14 protein-coding genes, 1 riboswitch and 1 other annotated feature are annotated in these 16,109 nt (G+C 43.1%); of the genes, 7 read left to right on the forward strand and 7 right to left on the reverse strand.

What is annotated here, in order from left to right; all coding sequences use genetic code 11:
• Positions 1–94: 94 nt before the first annotated feature.
• Positions 95–1,210 carry an NAD(P)/FAD-dependent oxidoreductase gene (locus IGI76_RS09925; protein WP_333719307.1) on the forward strand — a complete coding sequence of 372 codons (1,116 nt, stop codon included), beginning with the start codon at positions 95–97 and terminating at the stop codon, positions 1,208–1,210.
• Between the two features lie 90 nt (positions 1,211–1,300).
• Here the strand turns inward: IGI76_RS09925 and IGI76_RS09930 are convergent, their stop codons facing one another.
• Positions 1,301–2,311, reverse strand: coding sequence for a plasmid pRiA4b ORF-3 family protein (locus IGI76_RS09930; protein WP_311902374.1), 1,011 nt, complete (start codon positions 2,309–2,311; stop codon positions 1,301–1,303).
• 66 nt (positions 2,312–2,377) lie between these two features.
• The gene (locus IGI76_RS09935) at positions 2,378–3,916 is read right to left on the reverse strand and encodes a zinc ABC transporter substrate-binding protein AdcA (protein ID WP_270290214.1); all 1,539 of its coding nucleotides are present in this window, start codon (positions 3,914–3,916) and stop codon (positions 2,378–2,380) included.
• Between the two features lie 321 nt (positions 3,917–4,237).
• A riboswitch (TPP riboswitch) is annotated at positions 4,238–4,337 on the forward strand.
• A 93-nt stretch (positions 4,338–4,430) separates the two neighbouring features.
• On the opposite strand from IGI76_RS09935, the gene IGI76_RS09940 reads away from it, so the two are divergent.
• From IGI76_RS09940 to IGI76_RS09955, 4 genes are read left to right on the forward strand one after another with little or no spacing between them, the layout of a single operon-like run.
• The gene (locus IGI76_RS09940) at positions 4,431–5,054 is read left to right on the forward strand and encodes a YkoF family thiamine/hydroxymethylpyrimidine-binding protein (RefSeq protein WP_128489234.1); all 624 of its coding nucleotides are present in this window, start codon (positions 4,431–4,433) and stop codon (positions 5,052–5,054) included.
• Complete coding sequence (locus IGI76_RS09945) at positions 5,047–5,649, forward strand: ECF transporter S component (protein ID WP_010749530.1); 603 nt, start codon at positions 5,047–5,049, stop codon at positions 5,647–5,649. Before IGI76_RS09940 ends, IGI76_RS09945 begins: the two co-directional genes overlap by 8 nt.
• Complete coding sequence (locus IGI76_RS09950) at positions 5,646–7,058, forward strand: ABC transporter ATP-binding protein (RefSeq protein WP_333719310.1); 1,413 nt, start codon at positions 5,646–5,648, stop codon at positions 7,056–7,058. Before IGI76_RS09945 ends, IGI76_RS09950 begins: the two co-directional genes overlap by 4 nt.
• Positions 6,985–7,665, forward strand: coding sequence for an energy-coupling factor transporter transmembrane component T (locus IGI76_RS09955; RefSeq protein ID WP_142974132.1), 681 nt, complete (start codon positions 6,985–6,987; stop codon positions 7,663–7,665). Before IGI76_RS09950 ends, IGI76_RS09955 begins: the two co-directional genes overlap by 74 nt.
• Before the next feature lie 62 nt (positions 7,666–7,727).
• Here IGI76_RS09955 and IGI76_RS09960 read toward each other — a convergent pair whose 3' ends face one another.
• Positions 7,728–8,246, reverse strand: coding sequence for a S24/S26 family peptidase (locus IGI76_RS09960; protein WP_016610953.1), 519 nt, complete (start codon positions 8,244–8,246; stop codon positions 7,728–7,730).
• A gap of 308 nt (positions 8,247–8,554) precedes the next feature.
• Here IGI76_RS09960 and IGI76_RS09965 point away from each other — a divergent pair, with 308 nt between their 5' ends.
• Both IGI76_RS09965 and proS read left to right on the forward strand, forming a co-directional pair.
• Positions 8,555–10,267, forward strand: a complete 1,713-nt coding sequence (locus IGI76_RS09965) for a hypothetical protein (RefSeq protein ID WP_333719311.1) — start codon at positions 8,555–8,557, stop codon at positions 10,265–10,267.
• A gap of 96 nt (positions 10,268–10,363) precedes the next feature.
• Positions 10,364–10,568: a binding site (T-box leader), on the forward strand.
• A gap of 40 nt (positions 10,569–10,608) precedes the next feature.
• Complete coding sequence (gene proS / locus IGI76_RS09970; protein WP_015509942.1) at positions 10,609–12,042, forward strand: proline--tRNA ligase; 1,434 nt, start codon at positions 10,609–10,611, stop codon at positions 12,040–12,042.
• 45 nt (positions 12,043–12,087) lie between these two features.
• On the opposite strand, the gene IGI76_RS09975 is transcribed toward proS, so the two are convergent.
• The 4 genes from IGI76_RS09975 to IGI76_RS09990 form a co-directional block, all read right to left on the reverse strand.
• Complete coding sequence (locus tag IGI76_RS09975) at positions 12,088–13,092, reverse strand: lipoate--protein ligase (protein ID WP_311902359.1); 1,005 nt, start codon at positions 13,090–13,092, stop codon at positions 12,088–12,090.
• Between the two features lie 18 nt (positions 13,093–13,110).
• Positions 13,111–13,851 carry an MBL fold metallo-hydrolase gene (locus IGI76_RS09980; protein ID WP_016610950.1) on the reverse strand — a complete coding sequence of 247 codons (741 nt, stop codon included), beginning with the start codon at positions 13,849–13,851 and terminating at the stop codon, positions 13,111–13,113.
• A 206-nt stretch (positions 13,852–14,057) separates the two neighbouring features.
• On the reverse strand, positions 14,058–14,843 hold the full coding sequence (locus IGI76_RS09985; protein WP_311902356.1) for a DUF975 family protein: 786 nt from the start codon (positions 14,841–14,843) through the stop codon (positions 14,058–14,060).
• Between the two features lie 9 nt (positions 14,844–14,852).
• On the reverse strand, positions 14,853–15,935 hold the full coding sequence (locus IGI76_RS09990) for a M42 family metallopeptidase (RefSeq protein WP_005229852.1): 1,083 nt from the start codon (positions 15,933–15,935) through the stop codon (positions 14,853–14,855).
• Positions 15,936–16,109: the final 174 nt, after the last annotated feature.

Genomic DNA, 16,109 nt, shown 5'->3' on the forward strand with positions numbered 1-16,109 from the left:
TTATACGCAATTAAGTACGCAAAGAAAACGGCATTAAGAGAACTTTCGCTTTTTATTCGCTTTTCATTGAAATCAACCAAAGGAGTCTTCTACTATGAAAAAAGTTGTGATTATCGGCGGTGGGATCATTGGATTGACCCTCGCCAATTATCTTGATAAAACCAAATTTGACGTGACTGTCGTTGATTCCCTTATCGGGCAAGCAACGTCTGCTAGTGCTGGCATCATCTCCCCTTGGCTCTCCAAACGCCGCAATAAAAAATGGTACCAGCTTGCACAAGACGGTGCCGCGTTTTTCCCACAATTGGTGCGGGATTTTGCATTAGATGATTCCATCTATGCCCCCTGTGGCACGTTGGTGGTGCGTCCCGAAAACGCGCTTCAGGAGCTAGCAGATCTGGCTGTAAGTCGCCGCAAAGAAGCCCCAGAAATCGGCGAGATCGATTTGCTGACAGGGCCACAAACCAAAGAGGCACTGCCATTATTAAAGGAAATGTCCTCATTACGGATCTCAGGGGGTGGTCGTTTAGATGGTCGTGCTTATCTTGCGCACGTAAAAGGAGTTGCCTTACAGCATCAAGTCACTTTTATCGAAGAAAAAGCCGAGATTTTAAGAAAGGACAGCCATTGGCAAATCAAAGTAAAGGATCAACTCCTTGAGGCAGAGGTTCTTTGTCTGACAGCTGGACCTGGATTGTTAGACTTGTTATCACCTTTGGGGTATCACGTTGATATTCGTCCGCAAAAAGGCCAATTGCTTTCCTTTGCTGCCAACTTACCGACAGATAATTGGCCAGTCGCCATGTTAGAGGGTGAAGGTGACTTGATCCCCTTCTCAAATGGTCAAATTTTATTAGGCGCTACGCATGAAAATGATGCTGGTTGGGATCTGACGCCTACGGAAGCTGCCAAGCAGCAATTGATGACAGGAATCGGTACTTTTCTTGAAGACCCCGAAGCACTCTTTGCCACGCCTATGACCATGCGCGTTGGCACACGTGCCTATACTTCTGATTTTGCGCCGTTCTTTGGGGAAGTGCCTGATGAAACGAATTTGTTCGCCGCCAGTGGACTTGGTTCTTCTGGGTTAACGACCGGGCCTTATATCGGTTATCTCCTAGCCAATCGGATCAATGATGGACGATCTCAACCCAAAAACTTCTCGAGCTACACAAAACCGATGACAGAATATATCAAAAAGCGTCTTTGACAGAAGATTAAAAAACCACCAGAACCGCTAGGGTCTGGTGGTTGTCACTGTTAGTCTTGCAAAATTACGGTACAGTCATCTAGCTGATCGCTAAACATATTCTCCTGTTTCCCAATAATCGAGTAACACTTCATTGATGATCTCACGATCCAGTGGTTCTCGGAAATCATCATCAAAGGCATCTTCGATCGGAACATCGCCAACAGCTTTGATACAAACTGGAACGACGGGATCTGGGTGATCTTCTGCGGTCAACACTTTTTCAATTTTGATCTTATGCGTCCAATCTGCCCCCATATCATAAATGTAGGTCATGGACTTGCAATACTGAAAATCTTCGTCAATACCGGAAGCATCCGTTGGTACGGAATTGCCTAAGCCGATCGATTTCGAACCGGCAATAAACAAGTACAAATGTTGATTCATCCACTCAAAGGCAATCTGGATCAACATATGCAGCTGCTCATAGGTCAGCCCAGCAGGAATGATCAAACGACGCCAAATTGGCGGACGGTATCCTTCTAAATCAATACGGATCTGATAGGCGACTGGTGTATTTGCCGCTTCATCAAAGGCCGTATGTTTCGTTGGAAATGGGACGATTTTTGGCGAGATTGCAGCAATACGCGGGTCATCAACAGGCAATAGTTCATGTTCTTCAGGATCGGTGTCTTGAATCATCGCTAACATCGCTTCTTTCTTTTCAGCTGACCAAAACTGGGGTTTGGACATCCGTGCGAAAAAGATAGGTTGTTTTTCAGCCAATACAAAGGCGATTTCTTGGTATTGTGATTTGGTGATATGCTTTTCTTTATACATGCAGTAATAAAAGTCTTCAATGGCTGTTTTGGCAAACGGAAGAAAATTTAAACTGTACGGTACTTCTTGAGGCAGCATTTCGGTGTACACCGATTCGACAAAGACTTTGTCTTTTAATTTAGTCATGCCACCATCTGTTTCCGCGCAAAAGATCAAGTAAAAAACAGGATCTAAGTAGTGTTCAAGATCGTCGTCACTAACCACACTTGGTCCGCCATACAAATCAACGTGATCCATCATACGATCAATCACTTTCGCTAATTTCTTCAATGTTTTTTCCAAAAAAATTCTCGCTCCTTCCTATCAAGTTTACTTTGACGAAAAGAGCGAGGATTGTCAATCTTTTTTTTAATGGGAAAGCATTTCCTGTGCAATTTCTAATCCGCTCATCCCAGTTGGATAATAGGTTGGCCAATGATCCATTTCTTCTAATAAGGCTTCATGACTATCATTGCCGAAGTAGATATGGAAATGATGGGACGCACTTGGTGCGATCATATGGTCGCTGAATTGGATGTATTTGAATGCCGCATCTTCGTCAGTGCTTTCAAACAAGAAACGTACGCCACGATTACCAGCGGAATAGTTCAAAATCTCTTTGCCAGTATACACATAATTTGCTTCTTTCTTCGTACCATCATCGAAGATAAACGTCATTGTATTGTCTGTGATCTTGATCTGAGCAACATCTGTTTGATAACCGGTCGTATAATACTCTTTGTATTCGTCAGCCGTCATTTTCTTGTCCATTTTTGCTTTATAATCAAACACTTGGTCTAATGTTCCGTCTTGTAAAAATGGATACACGGATTGCCATTCTCCTGCCCAATCAGATAAGGGACGATCTTGAACATCTGCATCCTCGAAATAGCCGTTATAAACCGTTTTTTCTTTTTCGGCTTCCGCTATTTCTTTGTCATTTGCTACATCGGTCGTTTTTCTCAAGGCATCACGGTTTTGTTCCATGATCGAAATATAGTCTTCCCCGTTATCCATTTGTTCTTGGGTCAACCCTTCTAATGGATTCAAGACAGCCAGTTCGACACCTGCTTCTGAAGCTAACGTTCGTGCAATGCTGTCTTTGGCATTTTCTTCAAAGTAAATCGTTTGGATACCTGTTTCTTGAACGAACTCTTTTAGTTCTGCGATTCGTGAAGCGGAAGGTTCCTCGCTTGGTGAAAGACCAGAGATCGGTACTTGGGTCAACCCGTATTCCAATGCCAAATAACCAAAAGCTGCGTGCTGGGTCACGAAGTGATTTTGCGCTGGATTGCTAAACGCTTCTTCATAAGACGCATGAAGCTCTTGTAACTTCGCTAAATAATTCGCAGCATTTTCTGCAAAGGCTGTCGCTTTCTCTGGATAAGCCTCACTTAGTTGGTCACGGATCGCCTCTACTTGTTTCATGGCTAAGCTTGGTGCTAACCAAACATGGGGATCCAATTCATGGGAATGACCATCATCGCCATGATCGTGGTCATGATCATGATCCTCGTCTCCTGGAAGTAAGACCATTCCTTCTGTGGCTTTGACCACTGTCACATCGCCATCATTTAACGTAGCTTCAATCGAAGGAACCCACATTTCCATGTTTTCATTGTTGTAGACAAAGACATCCGCATCTTGGATCTTTGCCATATCCTTTGCAGAAGGTTCGTAGTCGTGGGAATCAGTGCCTGCGGGCATCAATAATTCGACCTGCCCTTCCTCCCCTACGACTTGGCGTGTAAAATCATACATCGGATAAAACGTGGCCATGACCTGAATTTGTTCATTCTCAGAAGAGGCGTTTCCTGACTGCTCCGTAGCGTCAGAACCACCTTGACCACAGGCAGCCAATGCGAGGGCTACTGCTGATAACATCGTTATTTTAAAAAACTTCTTCATTTTCTAACTACACTCCTTTTATTTTTCCTCTTTTTCTTTCCCTTGGTAAAATACTGATAAATCAATTACGATTTATAAAAACAAAACGTAACGTTTACGTTTTACCATCGGTTTTATACTTTACACAACTATTTGCAACCTGTCAACCGCTTTTTCACTTGTTTTTTTATATGTAAAAACCTTCATATGTACCACCACAGATATCAGTGAAGAAATTTCCTTGAAAGACTTGCTCTGCTGATTTTTTTCAATCGTTGAACATCTCTTTTTATTGTCCTTTGCTGGGTCCTGTGCTACACTCTAGGGGTAATTGAATAGAAGATTATCCACTAGGGGCGCTTTATGCTGAGATAGACGTAAGTCTGGTCCCTTAGAACCTGATTTGGTTAGTACCAACGTAGGGAAGTGGCAGCGCATGATTTTTCGCGTTCCCATTTTTTCTGTCTACGTGTGGATAGAAAAAGGAGGAACGCTTTTTTTGTAGACAGAAAAACCATCGAGAGGAGAAGAGAAAATGACAAATGAACCAATCGCCTGTGCCGTAGGCGGGATCGATATCACTGGGTGCCGAGTAAGTTTGTACCCCATGAAAGACCACTTTGCGCAACAAATCGTCGCGAGCATTGAGCGGACGGATACAACAGCTGTTTGGCAGCAAACCGATCTGTTCAGCACCCTTTTTCGAGGGGAAGCCCCAAGTGTTGTCGATGCGGCAGCTGGGCTATTTATCAACGCTTACGAATCCAAGACACACCTCGTGGGTGAGTTTACTTTTTCTAAGGGCTGTCCTGGCGATTCTGCAGGTGACGCGTTTTTGAATGGAGAACAGGCACAACCCAATAAAGCAAGCAATCTTTTGAATGGTACGTTTGACGTGGATTGTAAATACTCGTTTTATGTATTTGGGGAAAACAATTATATGGAAGAGATCGCCACCATCGTCCAACTGGCAGAAACCTATGGTTTGGCGCCTCGCTCCGCCCATTATGTGACGATGCTGACGGGAACGGCCAACCAACTCTTTGGGTATTTTGAAGCGGCATTAGCGTATGCTCATGACCATCTTCCCCATTATGTGTTAGAAGCAACGGTCTCAGTCAACAGTCCTTCCAAAAAGAAGGCGGTGTCGCATGACTAAATGGGTCTTAAAAGATGTCATTATGGTGGGGATCGCTTCGTTGATTTTTGGCGTGATCTATTTGGGCGCTGTTCATTTTGGGCTGTTGTTAGGTACGCTTTTAACACCCTTTGGTTTGTCTGTTTTAGCGAATGAGTTTATTTTCGGGGTTTGGTTCATGGCAGCGGCTTTTGCTGGCTATGTGCTGCGCAAACCGGGCGCAGCGACGATCACTGAGATGATCGCCGCACTTTTAGAAGTGTTTATGGGGAATTTTTATGGACCGATTATTTTTATCAGCGGGTTTGTACAAGGGATTGGAACAGAAGCTGGCTTTGCATTAGGTGGCTACCGTCGCTATGGCTGGTTCCCTTTGATCACTGGTGCCATTGGCGCCACGATCACGAGTTTTCTTTGGGGGATCATTCGGTCAAATTTCGTTGACTTGCAATGGCAGTTGTTGGTGGTGATTTTTATTATTCGCTTGCTTTCTTCTTTATTCTTTTCCGCCTTTTTGGTGAAGATCGTCTGTGATCATCTGACACGCATGGGCGTTCTCAACAGTTATCCGATTGCTGAAGACCAAACCATTAGCGCCAAACGAGAAGCGGCATGAGCCTGCTCGTGAAAAACGGCTGCTTTTTCGTGGATCAAAAACGGCTTGATCTGACACTGTCTTTAGCCCCCGGAGAAACAAAAGGAATCTATGGTGCTTCAGGAACAGGAAAAAGCACTCTTTTCCACCTCTTAGCGGGGCTTAACGAGAAAGGGTTTGAAAAAGGAACCTATACGATCGATGACCGAACGCTAAACCAGCTTTCCATTCGAGAAAGAAGCACGTCGATCAGCTTACTGTTTCAAAATCCAGATATGCAATTTTGTATGGCCACGCCTCGAGAAGAACTACTGTTTTGTCTTGAAAATCAATGTATTCCCCAAGCCGACATGCCAAAAAAAGTAGCGGAAGCCTTGACGTTTTGCGAGATCAGCCATCTTGCCGATCAGCCCTTTACGACCTTGTCTGGCGGTGAGAAACAGTTAGTAGCATTGGCTTGTTGTCTGATTTTAAAGAGTCGCTACTTACTTTTGGATGAACCATTTGCCAATTTGGACGCTGACACAAGTCAAAAAATCATTCGAAAACTGCGACAGCTCCAAAAGCAACATGCCATTGGCATCTTACTGATCGACCATCAAATCAAAGAAACTGCTGACTGGGTAGCTGAGTGGCTGCTGATTGAAGAAGGATTCAGATCCGTCGATCAAGAAAAGATGCGCGCACTCGATCAGGAGCTGCGCAGGTCACTACCGCCTGTTGAGATTAAGAAACTTTCTGCAAAAGAGCGGCTATCTTTTCAAGATTTTCGCCTGCCGATCCGTAACCAAGCGATTGTTTTTCCAAATCTTACCTTTGATAGTGGGACAATGATTGGGCTCACCGGACGTAGCGGCAGCGGCAAATCTTCGTTTTTAAAAGCGATCTTGCAGCAGCAGACGTACTCAGGAACCATTCGCCTGTGCGGGGATCCAATCAAGAAGCATCCCTCCCCTTTTCGGTCCATCAGCTGGATCATGCAAAATCCGCAGGACCAGTTTTTGGCTGCTACAGTGGCACAGGAGCTTAGCCAAGGACGTGCAGCAACCGAGAGTGACAAACTGCTGGAAAAATTGCGACTACAAAACAAGAGCACTCAGTCCCCTTTTCTACTCAGCCAAGGCCAGCAAAGACGCTTGGCAGTAGCAGCTTTATTGCAGCGACCAGTCAAATTACTGTTGGTGGATGAACCGACCTATGGCCAAGATGTCAAGCAAGCTTGGCAGGTCATGCAGCTGTTAGCCGAAAAAGCCGCAAGCGGCACCTTGGTTTTGATCGTTAGTCACGATGTCTTATTATTGGAAGCATTTTGTTCACAAATCATTGATTTTAATCATTATGAAAAGGAGGACATAGATGCGCACCCTCAACCCGACAGTCAAGTTATTCGCCATTTTAGGACTCGCCTTACTGGTTTCTTTTCAAAATAATTTCAGATTGAATCTGCTACTCTGTGTCCTGTTCTTTGCTGTTTCTGTAAACGAACGCTCTTTGAAAAAAAGCCTTTTGCTTGTTTCTACATTGACCTTGGCAGCTGTGGGGGTCTTTTTCACCGGACTCCTTTACTACCAGGACAACCAAGGTGGCTCCTCCTCAGCAGCAGCTATGCGCTATGGACTTGACATGGCAAGCCGTATCTATTGCTTTGGTATGTTGGGCAGTTCTTTCAGTGTATCGACCACGATCAATGAGCTGATTTATTCGCTGCAGCAACAGCTGCGACTCCCCGCCGTTTTTGCCTATGGTCTGCTCGCTGCGTTTCAAATTGCGCCCATCATTCCAGCCGAGTACCAGAATATCCGTAATAGCATGCGTTCTAGAGGAATCCCCGTCAATCCATTTTCATTCAAGATGATGATCCCTTTACTGGTCAAATCGATTCGTTGGTCTGAGCTCTTGGCGACTGCGATGCTTTCAAGAGGATTTGACAGCGAGGCAAAGCGAACCTACGCCAAGTCATTTCGCATCACTTTCGCCGATATGCTCTTTCTATCATTTTGTCTGATAATCGGCCTCGCTGGAACACTGCTCTTATAAAGGGGAAAAAGAGAAAAAACCAAAGAAACACTGCCGTTTCTTTGGCTTTTTTCTTCTTATGGCTAAGAGATGATTGATTTTTTTATGGATCCAGATTTGATTTGATAGAGCGTTACAAACAAGGTGGTCACTAAAATATACATTGCGAAAAGGAAATACATGTTTTTAAAAAGCTGGATCGTCGTTTGATTGAGCCAAGCCCCTACTTTAGGGATATAAAAAATGGGTTGCCCAATCAATTGGCTTTTTTGGATTTCTTTTGGTTCCATCTGGCTTTGGTTATCACCGATCGTATAAAGCACCGATTGGTTTTCTCCCACTGCAACGATTCGCCGTGTGCGCATCTGTCTGCCGTGATCAACATAATAGGTCACTTCATTACCAACGACCAAATTGTCTTCTGAAGCCTTTTTAACAAAAAGTAATGTCCCTTCGGAATATGTAGGTTCCATTGCATCGCTGTTAACAATGGCCATTGTGAAACCAAACGCATGAGGAATCACGACCGCTAAAACAGAAATCAGCATAAACAACAATACAAAAAGTGAGAGCATGATACTTTGTTTTGGCAAAAGTTTCATTTTCTTTTCTCCTTCTAAGGCTCAGTTTCTTTTTCGATTCTATAACATAATTAAATTTTTTTCAAATATTTAAAAACGATTCATTGAATTTTTATGCGTATTTTTTCTGATTATTATTTGACTTTATTTTACTATTTATATTATGCTAAAGGCGATTAAAAAACATAGGAGAAAAAGTATGCTTTTTTTTAAATAACAAGTTCTTTTTTAAACGTTGGATTCCCTTTATCCTACTCGTTCTATTTTTGCTAGGAAGCATCGGTTTTTTTCTTATACTCTTCTTATCTCCTACTTCTGATAACCATACCGTGGAGAAGAAGGAAGATTGGATTTTTTATGCGGAAGACAATCCTGATTCTACTTTTATTAGCCGTTATGTGAAATATTTACCTAGCGTAAAAGCCAATGATCGATTTGTCATGCAGCGAAAAATGACCAATGAATACAAATATCCAACGATGCTACTGATTGGCGATCATCAACACATGACCGTCTATCTGGATGATCAAGAAATTTATACCAATGAAGCTGCCGAACATTCATTGACCTTCAACCATCCTGGCAAAACCTTATCTTTTATCACATTGCCAGAGGATTACGTTGGAAAGACGTTGAAGATCTACGTGACTAGTCCTTTCGACACTTATTCTGGCTTTCCAGCCGAGGTCTTTTTCGGCCCTGCCAATGCATTGATCGGTTATGTTTTTAGTCTTTCAATTTTGAATATCTATATCCTCCTATTTACCGGATTTATTTGTATTCTTAACTTATTTTATCTCTTCGTTTCTTTTATCAACCAAAGAAAGCTGAAAGTATCTTCCATCTTATTCAGCGCCTTTGCTTTAAGTGCAGGTTTAGAAGCCGGCTTCGGGGATCTGCTGGGCGGACTGCTTTTTTCTCCCCTCGTGAATTCATTTATGTTAAATTTTCTTTCGATTATTACGCCCATGTTTTTGATTGGGTTTTACTACACAAACATGCACTTCGTACGTAAGTATTATCAGAAATGGTTGTTTGTTCACTACTCCTTCGGAATCTCTGCCATGTTTTTGGCACTTTTTCAAAAACAAAGTTTGCCAGTCGTCATGAACTATCTGTTTTTATTAAATATCACCAGCACCTTTGTGACTTCGTTTGCGGCGATTTATGAGGCGTTAAAAAAGAATCAATTTTATGTCCTTTGTGCACCTTGGATCGTTGTCGCGGCAATCGGTCATGGGTTCTTGTATATCCAGGATATTTTAGTCCTCCCGCAATCTGACATCAATTGGCGCTCGATCATCTTTTTCTTACTGATACTTATTTTTACTTGTTATGGGTTCCTCGAACTCTTTTTTGCCAGTGAAGGCAAAAATAAGCAGATCGACACAGCAGACATCAAAGTGCGATTGTATGAAAATCAGCAGGCGATCGGTCCAGATCAAACGGCACAATGGCAGCAAGTTTTACAAACCATCAAAAAGAGAACCCATACCATTAAAAACATGTTAGAAGACGAACAACTAGCGGCTGCGTACGAAGGTCTTTGCGAGATTGAAGAAGAAATCAAGCAGCAGCTAACGATCCCTGCGGTTGAAAAAGAATCGATCACGACGATGCTGCTTGCTGATTATCAACACACCGCCGCTCAAAAAAGGATTACCCTTACCTGCGATGACCTCACGGAACCACTGGAACGATTGGACGAAAATGATCGTCTGTCCTTGATCGCCCATTGCTTAGAGTACGCCATCCGCTACACCTGTTCGGTCACAGATCCTCAAAATCGCAAGCTTTCGTTGAAAGTGACTGACACAAAAGAACAGCTGCATATCGACTGTCAAATGCCGCTTTTAACAGAGGATGAGGCAGAAAAACTGCAAACTGATGAAGCAAAACGACAGGCGATCCATACCGATGTGCAAATGCTGGAACAAATTTGTCTTGTCTATCAAGGAAGTATGCGTATCGAGGATTCAGATGGTTTTCATTTTTTGCGTTTAACACTTGCCGCTAAAGCGGATCTGCTGTCTTTTGACTGACTGCCTTTTCTCCGATACGTTAAACGGTCTATTTTAAGAAAAAGCGAAAAAACTCTTGCTTTTTTCGCTTTTTCGCTTTAGCATGATAAAGAACAGCAACAAGCATTGGAATAGTAATTTTATGATGGTCTTAGAGAGTCGATGGCAGCTGAAAAATCGACACCCGCTGATAAAATGAACCTACCCAATGGCAATGACCGCAAAACGGTCGGTGGAAAGGCCTTATCCTTTACGAGTTGGATTATCCCGATCGATAATCAACAAAGGTGGTACCGCGAAATCCAAGCATTTCGTCCTTTTTAGGACGAGATGCTTTTTTATTTTTTTAAGGAGGAAAAACAATGACACAAAAAAATGATTTTACAGAATGGTATATCCAAACGATCCAAAAAGCCGAATTGATGGCTTACTCCCCAGTGAAAGGTTCCATTATTTTCCGTCCTGACGGCTTCGAACTTTGGGAGCATATTCAAGAGGAGTTCAATCGTTTCTTGAAAAAAGAAGGCATTCGCAATGCATACTTCCCAATGCTGATTCCGCAAAATTTCTTTATGAAGGAAGCGGATCATATCGAAGGCTTTGCCCCTGAATTACCTTGGGTCACAGAAGTCGGCAACGAAAAACTGGAAGAACCTTTGGCATTGCGTCCAACCTCAGAAACCATGATCGGCTCTGCCTTTTCTGATTGGATCAACTCCTACCGTGACCTGCCTTATGAAATCAATCAATGGGCAAACGTCTTTCGTTGGGAAAAGAAAACATTGCCTTTCTTGCGTACCTCAGAGTTTTTATGGCAAGAAGGTCATACCGCTCATGAAAATGAAGAAGATGCTCGTCAACGCACCATGAAAGTCTTAGATGAATATGCCCGCCTTTGCGAAGAATTCCTAGCGATCCCTGTTTATCGTGGACAAAAAACCCCATCTGAGCGCTTTGCGGGGGCAGTAGATACTTATTCGATCGAAGCGATGATGAAAGACGGCAAAGCAGTCCAAGCAGGAACCAGCCACTACATGGGGACAAAATTTGCTGAAGCATTTGATATTACGTATTTAACGAAAGAAAACAAGCATACCCATGCCCACACAACCTCTTGGGGTGTCTCTACCCGCTTGTTAGGTGCCTTGATCATGACCCATGGCGATGAAAATGGTTTAGTTTTCCCACCAACCATTGCACCAACCCAAGTTGTGTTGTTACCAGTCGGTCCTTGGAAAAAGAATCCAGCCATCTTAGAAAAATTAGAAGAACTGTATGCCAACTTTAAAGCCAAGGGCATTCGTGTTCGTTTGGATGATTCTGATAACTCACCTGGCTATAAGTTCAATGAATGGGAACTAAAAGGCGCTTGCTTGCGAATCGAATGTGGCCCAAGAGATTTAGAAGCTGGCAAAGTCATGGTCAAAGTCCGTGACCTAGCTGACAAGCAAACGGTGGCGCTTGAGGAATTAGAAGCGTTTGTTGACCAAGAATTACAAGCAATGACTCCACGTTTATTAGCAGCTGCGAAGGAACGAAACAAAGATAATGAGTACACCAACATCGATACATTGGATGAACTAAAAGCCCATATCGAAATGTGCAAACAAGAAGACAAAGTGACTGGTTTTGTTTTGATCGGTTGGGATGGCTCGGAAGAAACCGAGGCCAAAATCAAAGAAGAAACTGGCTTTACTACCCGAAACATTCCGTTTGAAGCACCAATGGAAAAAACAGTCGATATTGTCAGCGGCAAACCTGCCAAACACACCGTTTGGATCGCCCGCGCATACTAATAAAAAACGAAGCAGCCAGATGGAAAAGGCTGCTTCGTTTTTTGATTAATAGATCAATGAAAGAAAATCTTCAGGCGTGATGTTGCCAAAATATTTTTTGATATCAATGTTGGCAATGACTTGTGCCAAATCTTCTTTGGCATAACGAGTACCGATCAGTGCTTGTTCTACATCTGCAATGTCCCCTAGACCGAAAAAGTCGCCAAAGATTTTGGCGTCTGTGATTTTTCCTTCTGCCACATTTAAACGAACTTCGATGGAGCCGATCGGAAATCGATGACGACGTTCGATATCAAAGGCTGGTGATTTGCCGTAATTCCAATCCCAGTTACGATAATACTTATCGGAAATCTCATTGATCTTGACCCAATCCTCTTCTGTTAGTTCATAGGTTTTGACGTCTTCCACGGAATCGACACCAAAAATCTTCAATAAGATTTCTTGACGGAACTCTTCAGTCGTCATGTCTTGCTTCTCTTTTGGCAAGAATGGTTTGATGTTGGTCACTCTTGATCGGATCGATTTGATGCCTTTTGATTCGATTTTGTCTTTACGGACTTTCAAGGCGTTAACTACTTCATTGATATCACTGTCAAACATGATCGTGCCATGAGCAAACATCCGACCATTTGTTGCGTACATCGCATTACCAGAAAACTTCATGTCATTGATCACAAGGTCGTTGCGGCCTTTTAGTTGCGCCCCTTCAACCCCCATCTCATGCAAAGCTTGGACGATTGGTTTGGTCAGTTTTTCAAAATCTCTGAAAGAATTCCCATCGTCAGGCATAATAAAGCTGAAATTCAAGTTCCCGAAATCATGATAGACTGCACCGCCGCCGCTGAACCGACGAACGACATGGATCCCATGTTCATCCACATACTCCTTATTGATCTCTTCGATCGTATTTTGATTGCGTCCAATGATAATCGATGGTTCATTAATGTAAAAAAGTAAGATGGGTTCATCCACTTTCATTTCTTGAAGAAGAAAAATCTCGATGGCTAAATTGATGCGTGGGTCATTCAGTTCGTTCGGTACAAAAAGCATACTATTCGTTCCTCCTAATTAGATGATTTCAATAATTTTTTGAACAGCCGCCAATTCAACGGGGATCCCATTGGCAGCTAGTGCAGCCTCTTCTCGTAACTGTTCTAAGTCACCGTGTTGCGGCAAATGCGTCAACATTAATTTTTTTACCTGCGCCGCATGGGCGATCTCCCCTGCTTCTTTTGACGTAAAATGAGCCTTGTGCCGCTCATTGCCTGCAAAAAGATAGGTATCTGCCAAAAACAGGTCAGCTCCTTGTGCAAACGGAACAAAAGATTCTAAGTAGCCAGAATCGCCTGTAAAAACAAAAACCTTGCCTGTGCTTTTCTCAACAAATCGCATGGCATAGCAAGTGACTGGATGGATCGTTTTCATAAAGGTAATGGTAAACGGGCCCAATTCCAATGACTCCGTTTGGAGGTAATCAATTCCTTGAGTCACTCCAGGCATCGTCAGGCTTTCAAAATGAACCGCATCCTCCCCATGTCCGTAGATTGGCAAAACCTGGCGTTCTTCGTTTCCTGGATATAATTGCCAATAGTATTGCAATACCCCTAGATCCGCAATATGATCGTGATGGTAATGCGTCAGAATCACTGCATCTAAGTCTAAAGGATCAAGGATTTTTTCTAGTTGGACCAAGGTGGTGCTTCCCGCATCAAGCAGCAAATGAAAGCCTTCCGACTCAACTAAATAGCCAGTAGTCCCTTCACCATTATACGGATAGGCACCTAAACAACCTAAGACAGTTATTTTCACTTGTGTTTCCTCCTCTTTGGCTCAAGCTGGTTTTCTACTTCTTTTATGCTATCACATCTCAGCTGATTTGACTAAAATCCGACCATTTTTTTGCAAAAAAAGATCGAGAAAACGAGAAAAAGACGACGTCTATTGGTAGAACCCTATGAATGAGTTTTTTACTCTATCTGCAGGGAGCCAGACCAATGGGCCGTCGTCTTTTTTGTTTATCTGATCATCGCTCGTTGTTCATTGATCAATTCCTCATAAAATACTGCATTGACTGCATAGGCGTAGGCGTTTGCCCATAGCATCCCGATCATCAGTGCCAAAAAGCCGAGAATAAACCAGCCAATCAATGATAACTGTAGCCAAATGTATTGACCCAGATGTGGACGCAAGAGCGCAAAGGCCACTTTAATTGACTGAAGAACCCCTAATTCCGGTTGATCATAGCGCAGATAGATCGCTAATTGAATCACACCAGTAACGACTTGTGACAAAAAGAAGAACAAAATGATGGAGAGAAAGGTCCCAATCACAAAAGCCAGGGAGCCATTAAACATCGCCACATCAATAGAGATTCCCCGATTAAAATTGAATACCAAGTCCAAATATTGATTGAGTCCTGATAAGACAAACTGCGGCAAGAAAATCGCAAAACTCAAAAGATAATTTAAAAGCGCGCTCACTAAATTTAGTAGCAAAAACGGTACATACAGACGTTTATCAAAGACTAGAAAAATATCCGCCACCTTGATTCCTCTGCCACGAACCAGATAGAGTGCCATGATACTCAACGCTACCGAAAACGCAAAGAAGACAAAATTGTCCAAGATCAGATCGATCCAGCTCCCTGCATTGTTTGCACCAAAAGAAGTCCCAATACTACTAAAAAGCGAGCTGACCACCGCTTGTACCGCAACCGTCGCTAAAATACTTAAGACGAACGTTCCCCAGAATCCGCGCAAGGAGTTTTTGGCGGTCTCTCGAATCATTGTATTTGATCTCATAGACTCACCTTAGTAACTGCGCAATGCTTTAACGGTCTTATCGTCTAAGCGGCGAACCACTTCCGTTACAAGCTTGACTGTATTGAAGTAGTCATCCTCATGAATGACAGAAGTATGAGAATGCAGGTAACGAACTGGCACGGTAATAGCGATCGAAGGAACCCCATCACGAGTCAAATGCATTTGACCAGCATCGGTTCCTCCACCAGTGATCACGGTATATTGGAAAGGAATTTCCATCTCTTCGGCGACATCGATCACAAAATTCAATAATTTCTTGTGAGGAATCATGGAAGCATCGAAAATCAAGACTTGTGGGCCTTTGCCTAACACAGAATCCGCTTCTTTTGGTGTCATTCCAGGTGTGTCCCCAGCGGTACCAGTATCTAGTGCGATCGCGATATCGGGATTCACTAAGTGAGTGCTTGTTCGCGCCCCTCTTAGGCCAACTTCTTCCATCACGTCGCTGCCGGCAAACAAGCAGTTGGGATGTCCTTCGGATGCCAAGGTTTCTAATACCCGCAGTGATACCGCCGTACCGATTCGATTGTCCCATGCTTTGGCTAGCAAAAATTTGCTGTCGTTCATCCGTTTGTATTGGATATAAGGGGTGATCATATCTCCCGGACGGATCCCCCAGCCTTTGGCTTCTTCTTCACTTGAAGCGCCGATATCAATGAACATATCTTTGATATCATACGGTTTATTTCGAGTCTCTGGACTCAAGACATGGGGTGGTTTTGAACCGACGACACCGTGGATCAATTTGCCTTCATTGGTTTTGATCTCGACTTGCTGTGCCAGCATCACTTGCCCCCACCAACCACCAAGGGTCTGGAATTCAATAAAGCCTTTTTCTGTGATTTTAGTTACCATAAAGCCGACTTCATCCATATGTCCCGATATAAAAATTTTCGGTCCACCGCCATCACCAACATGTTTGGCAATGACACTTCCTAAACCATCAAAAAAGATATCTTCAGCAAAGTCTTTGGCATATTCTTTAAAGACTTCACGCACTTCCTCCTCATTCCCAGGAACCCCACGTGCAGTCGTTAGGTCTATTAAAAGCTGTTCTTCTTTTTTCTCCATCTTGCTTCCTCCTTTGTCTCATTGATTATGATTATACCATTCTCTTAATCTGGTGCCAGAGGGAAATACAAAAAGATTGGTTAAATGAAAAAACGATCCTCGTTTTGTAGTGATCCTCAAGGTTAGATTTTTTGGTCTAACTTGCAAGGTTCGCTTCAATTCTAAGGATCGTTT

This window comes from Enterococcus sp. DIV2449a, assembly GCF_051711225.1.
Classification (GTDB): domain Bacteria; phylum Bacillota; class Bacilli; order Lactobacillales; family Enterococcaceae; genus Enterococcus_D; species Enterococcus_D casseliflavus.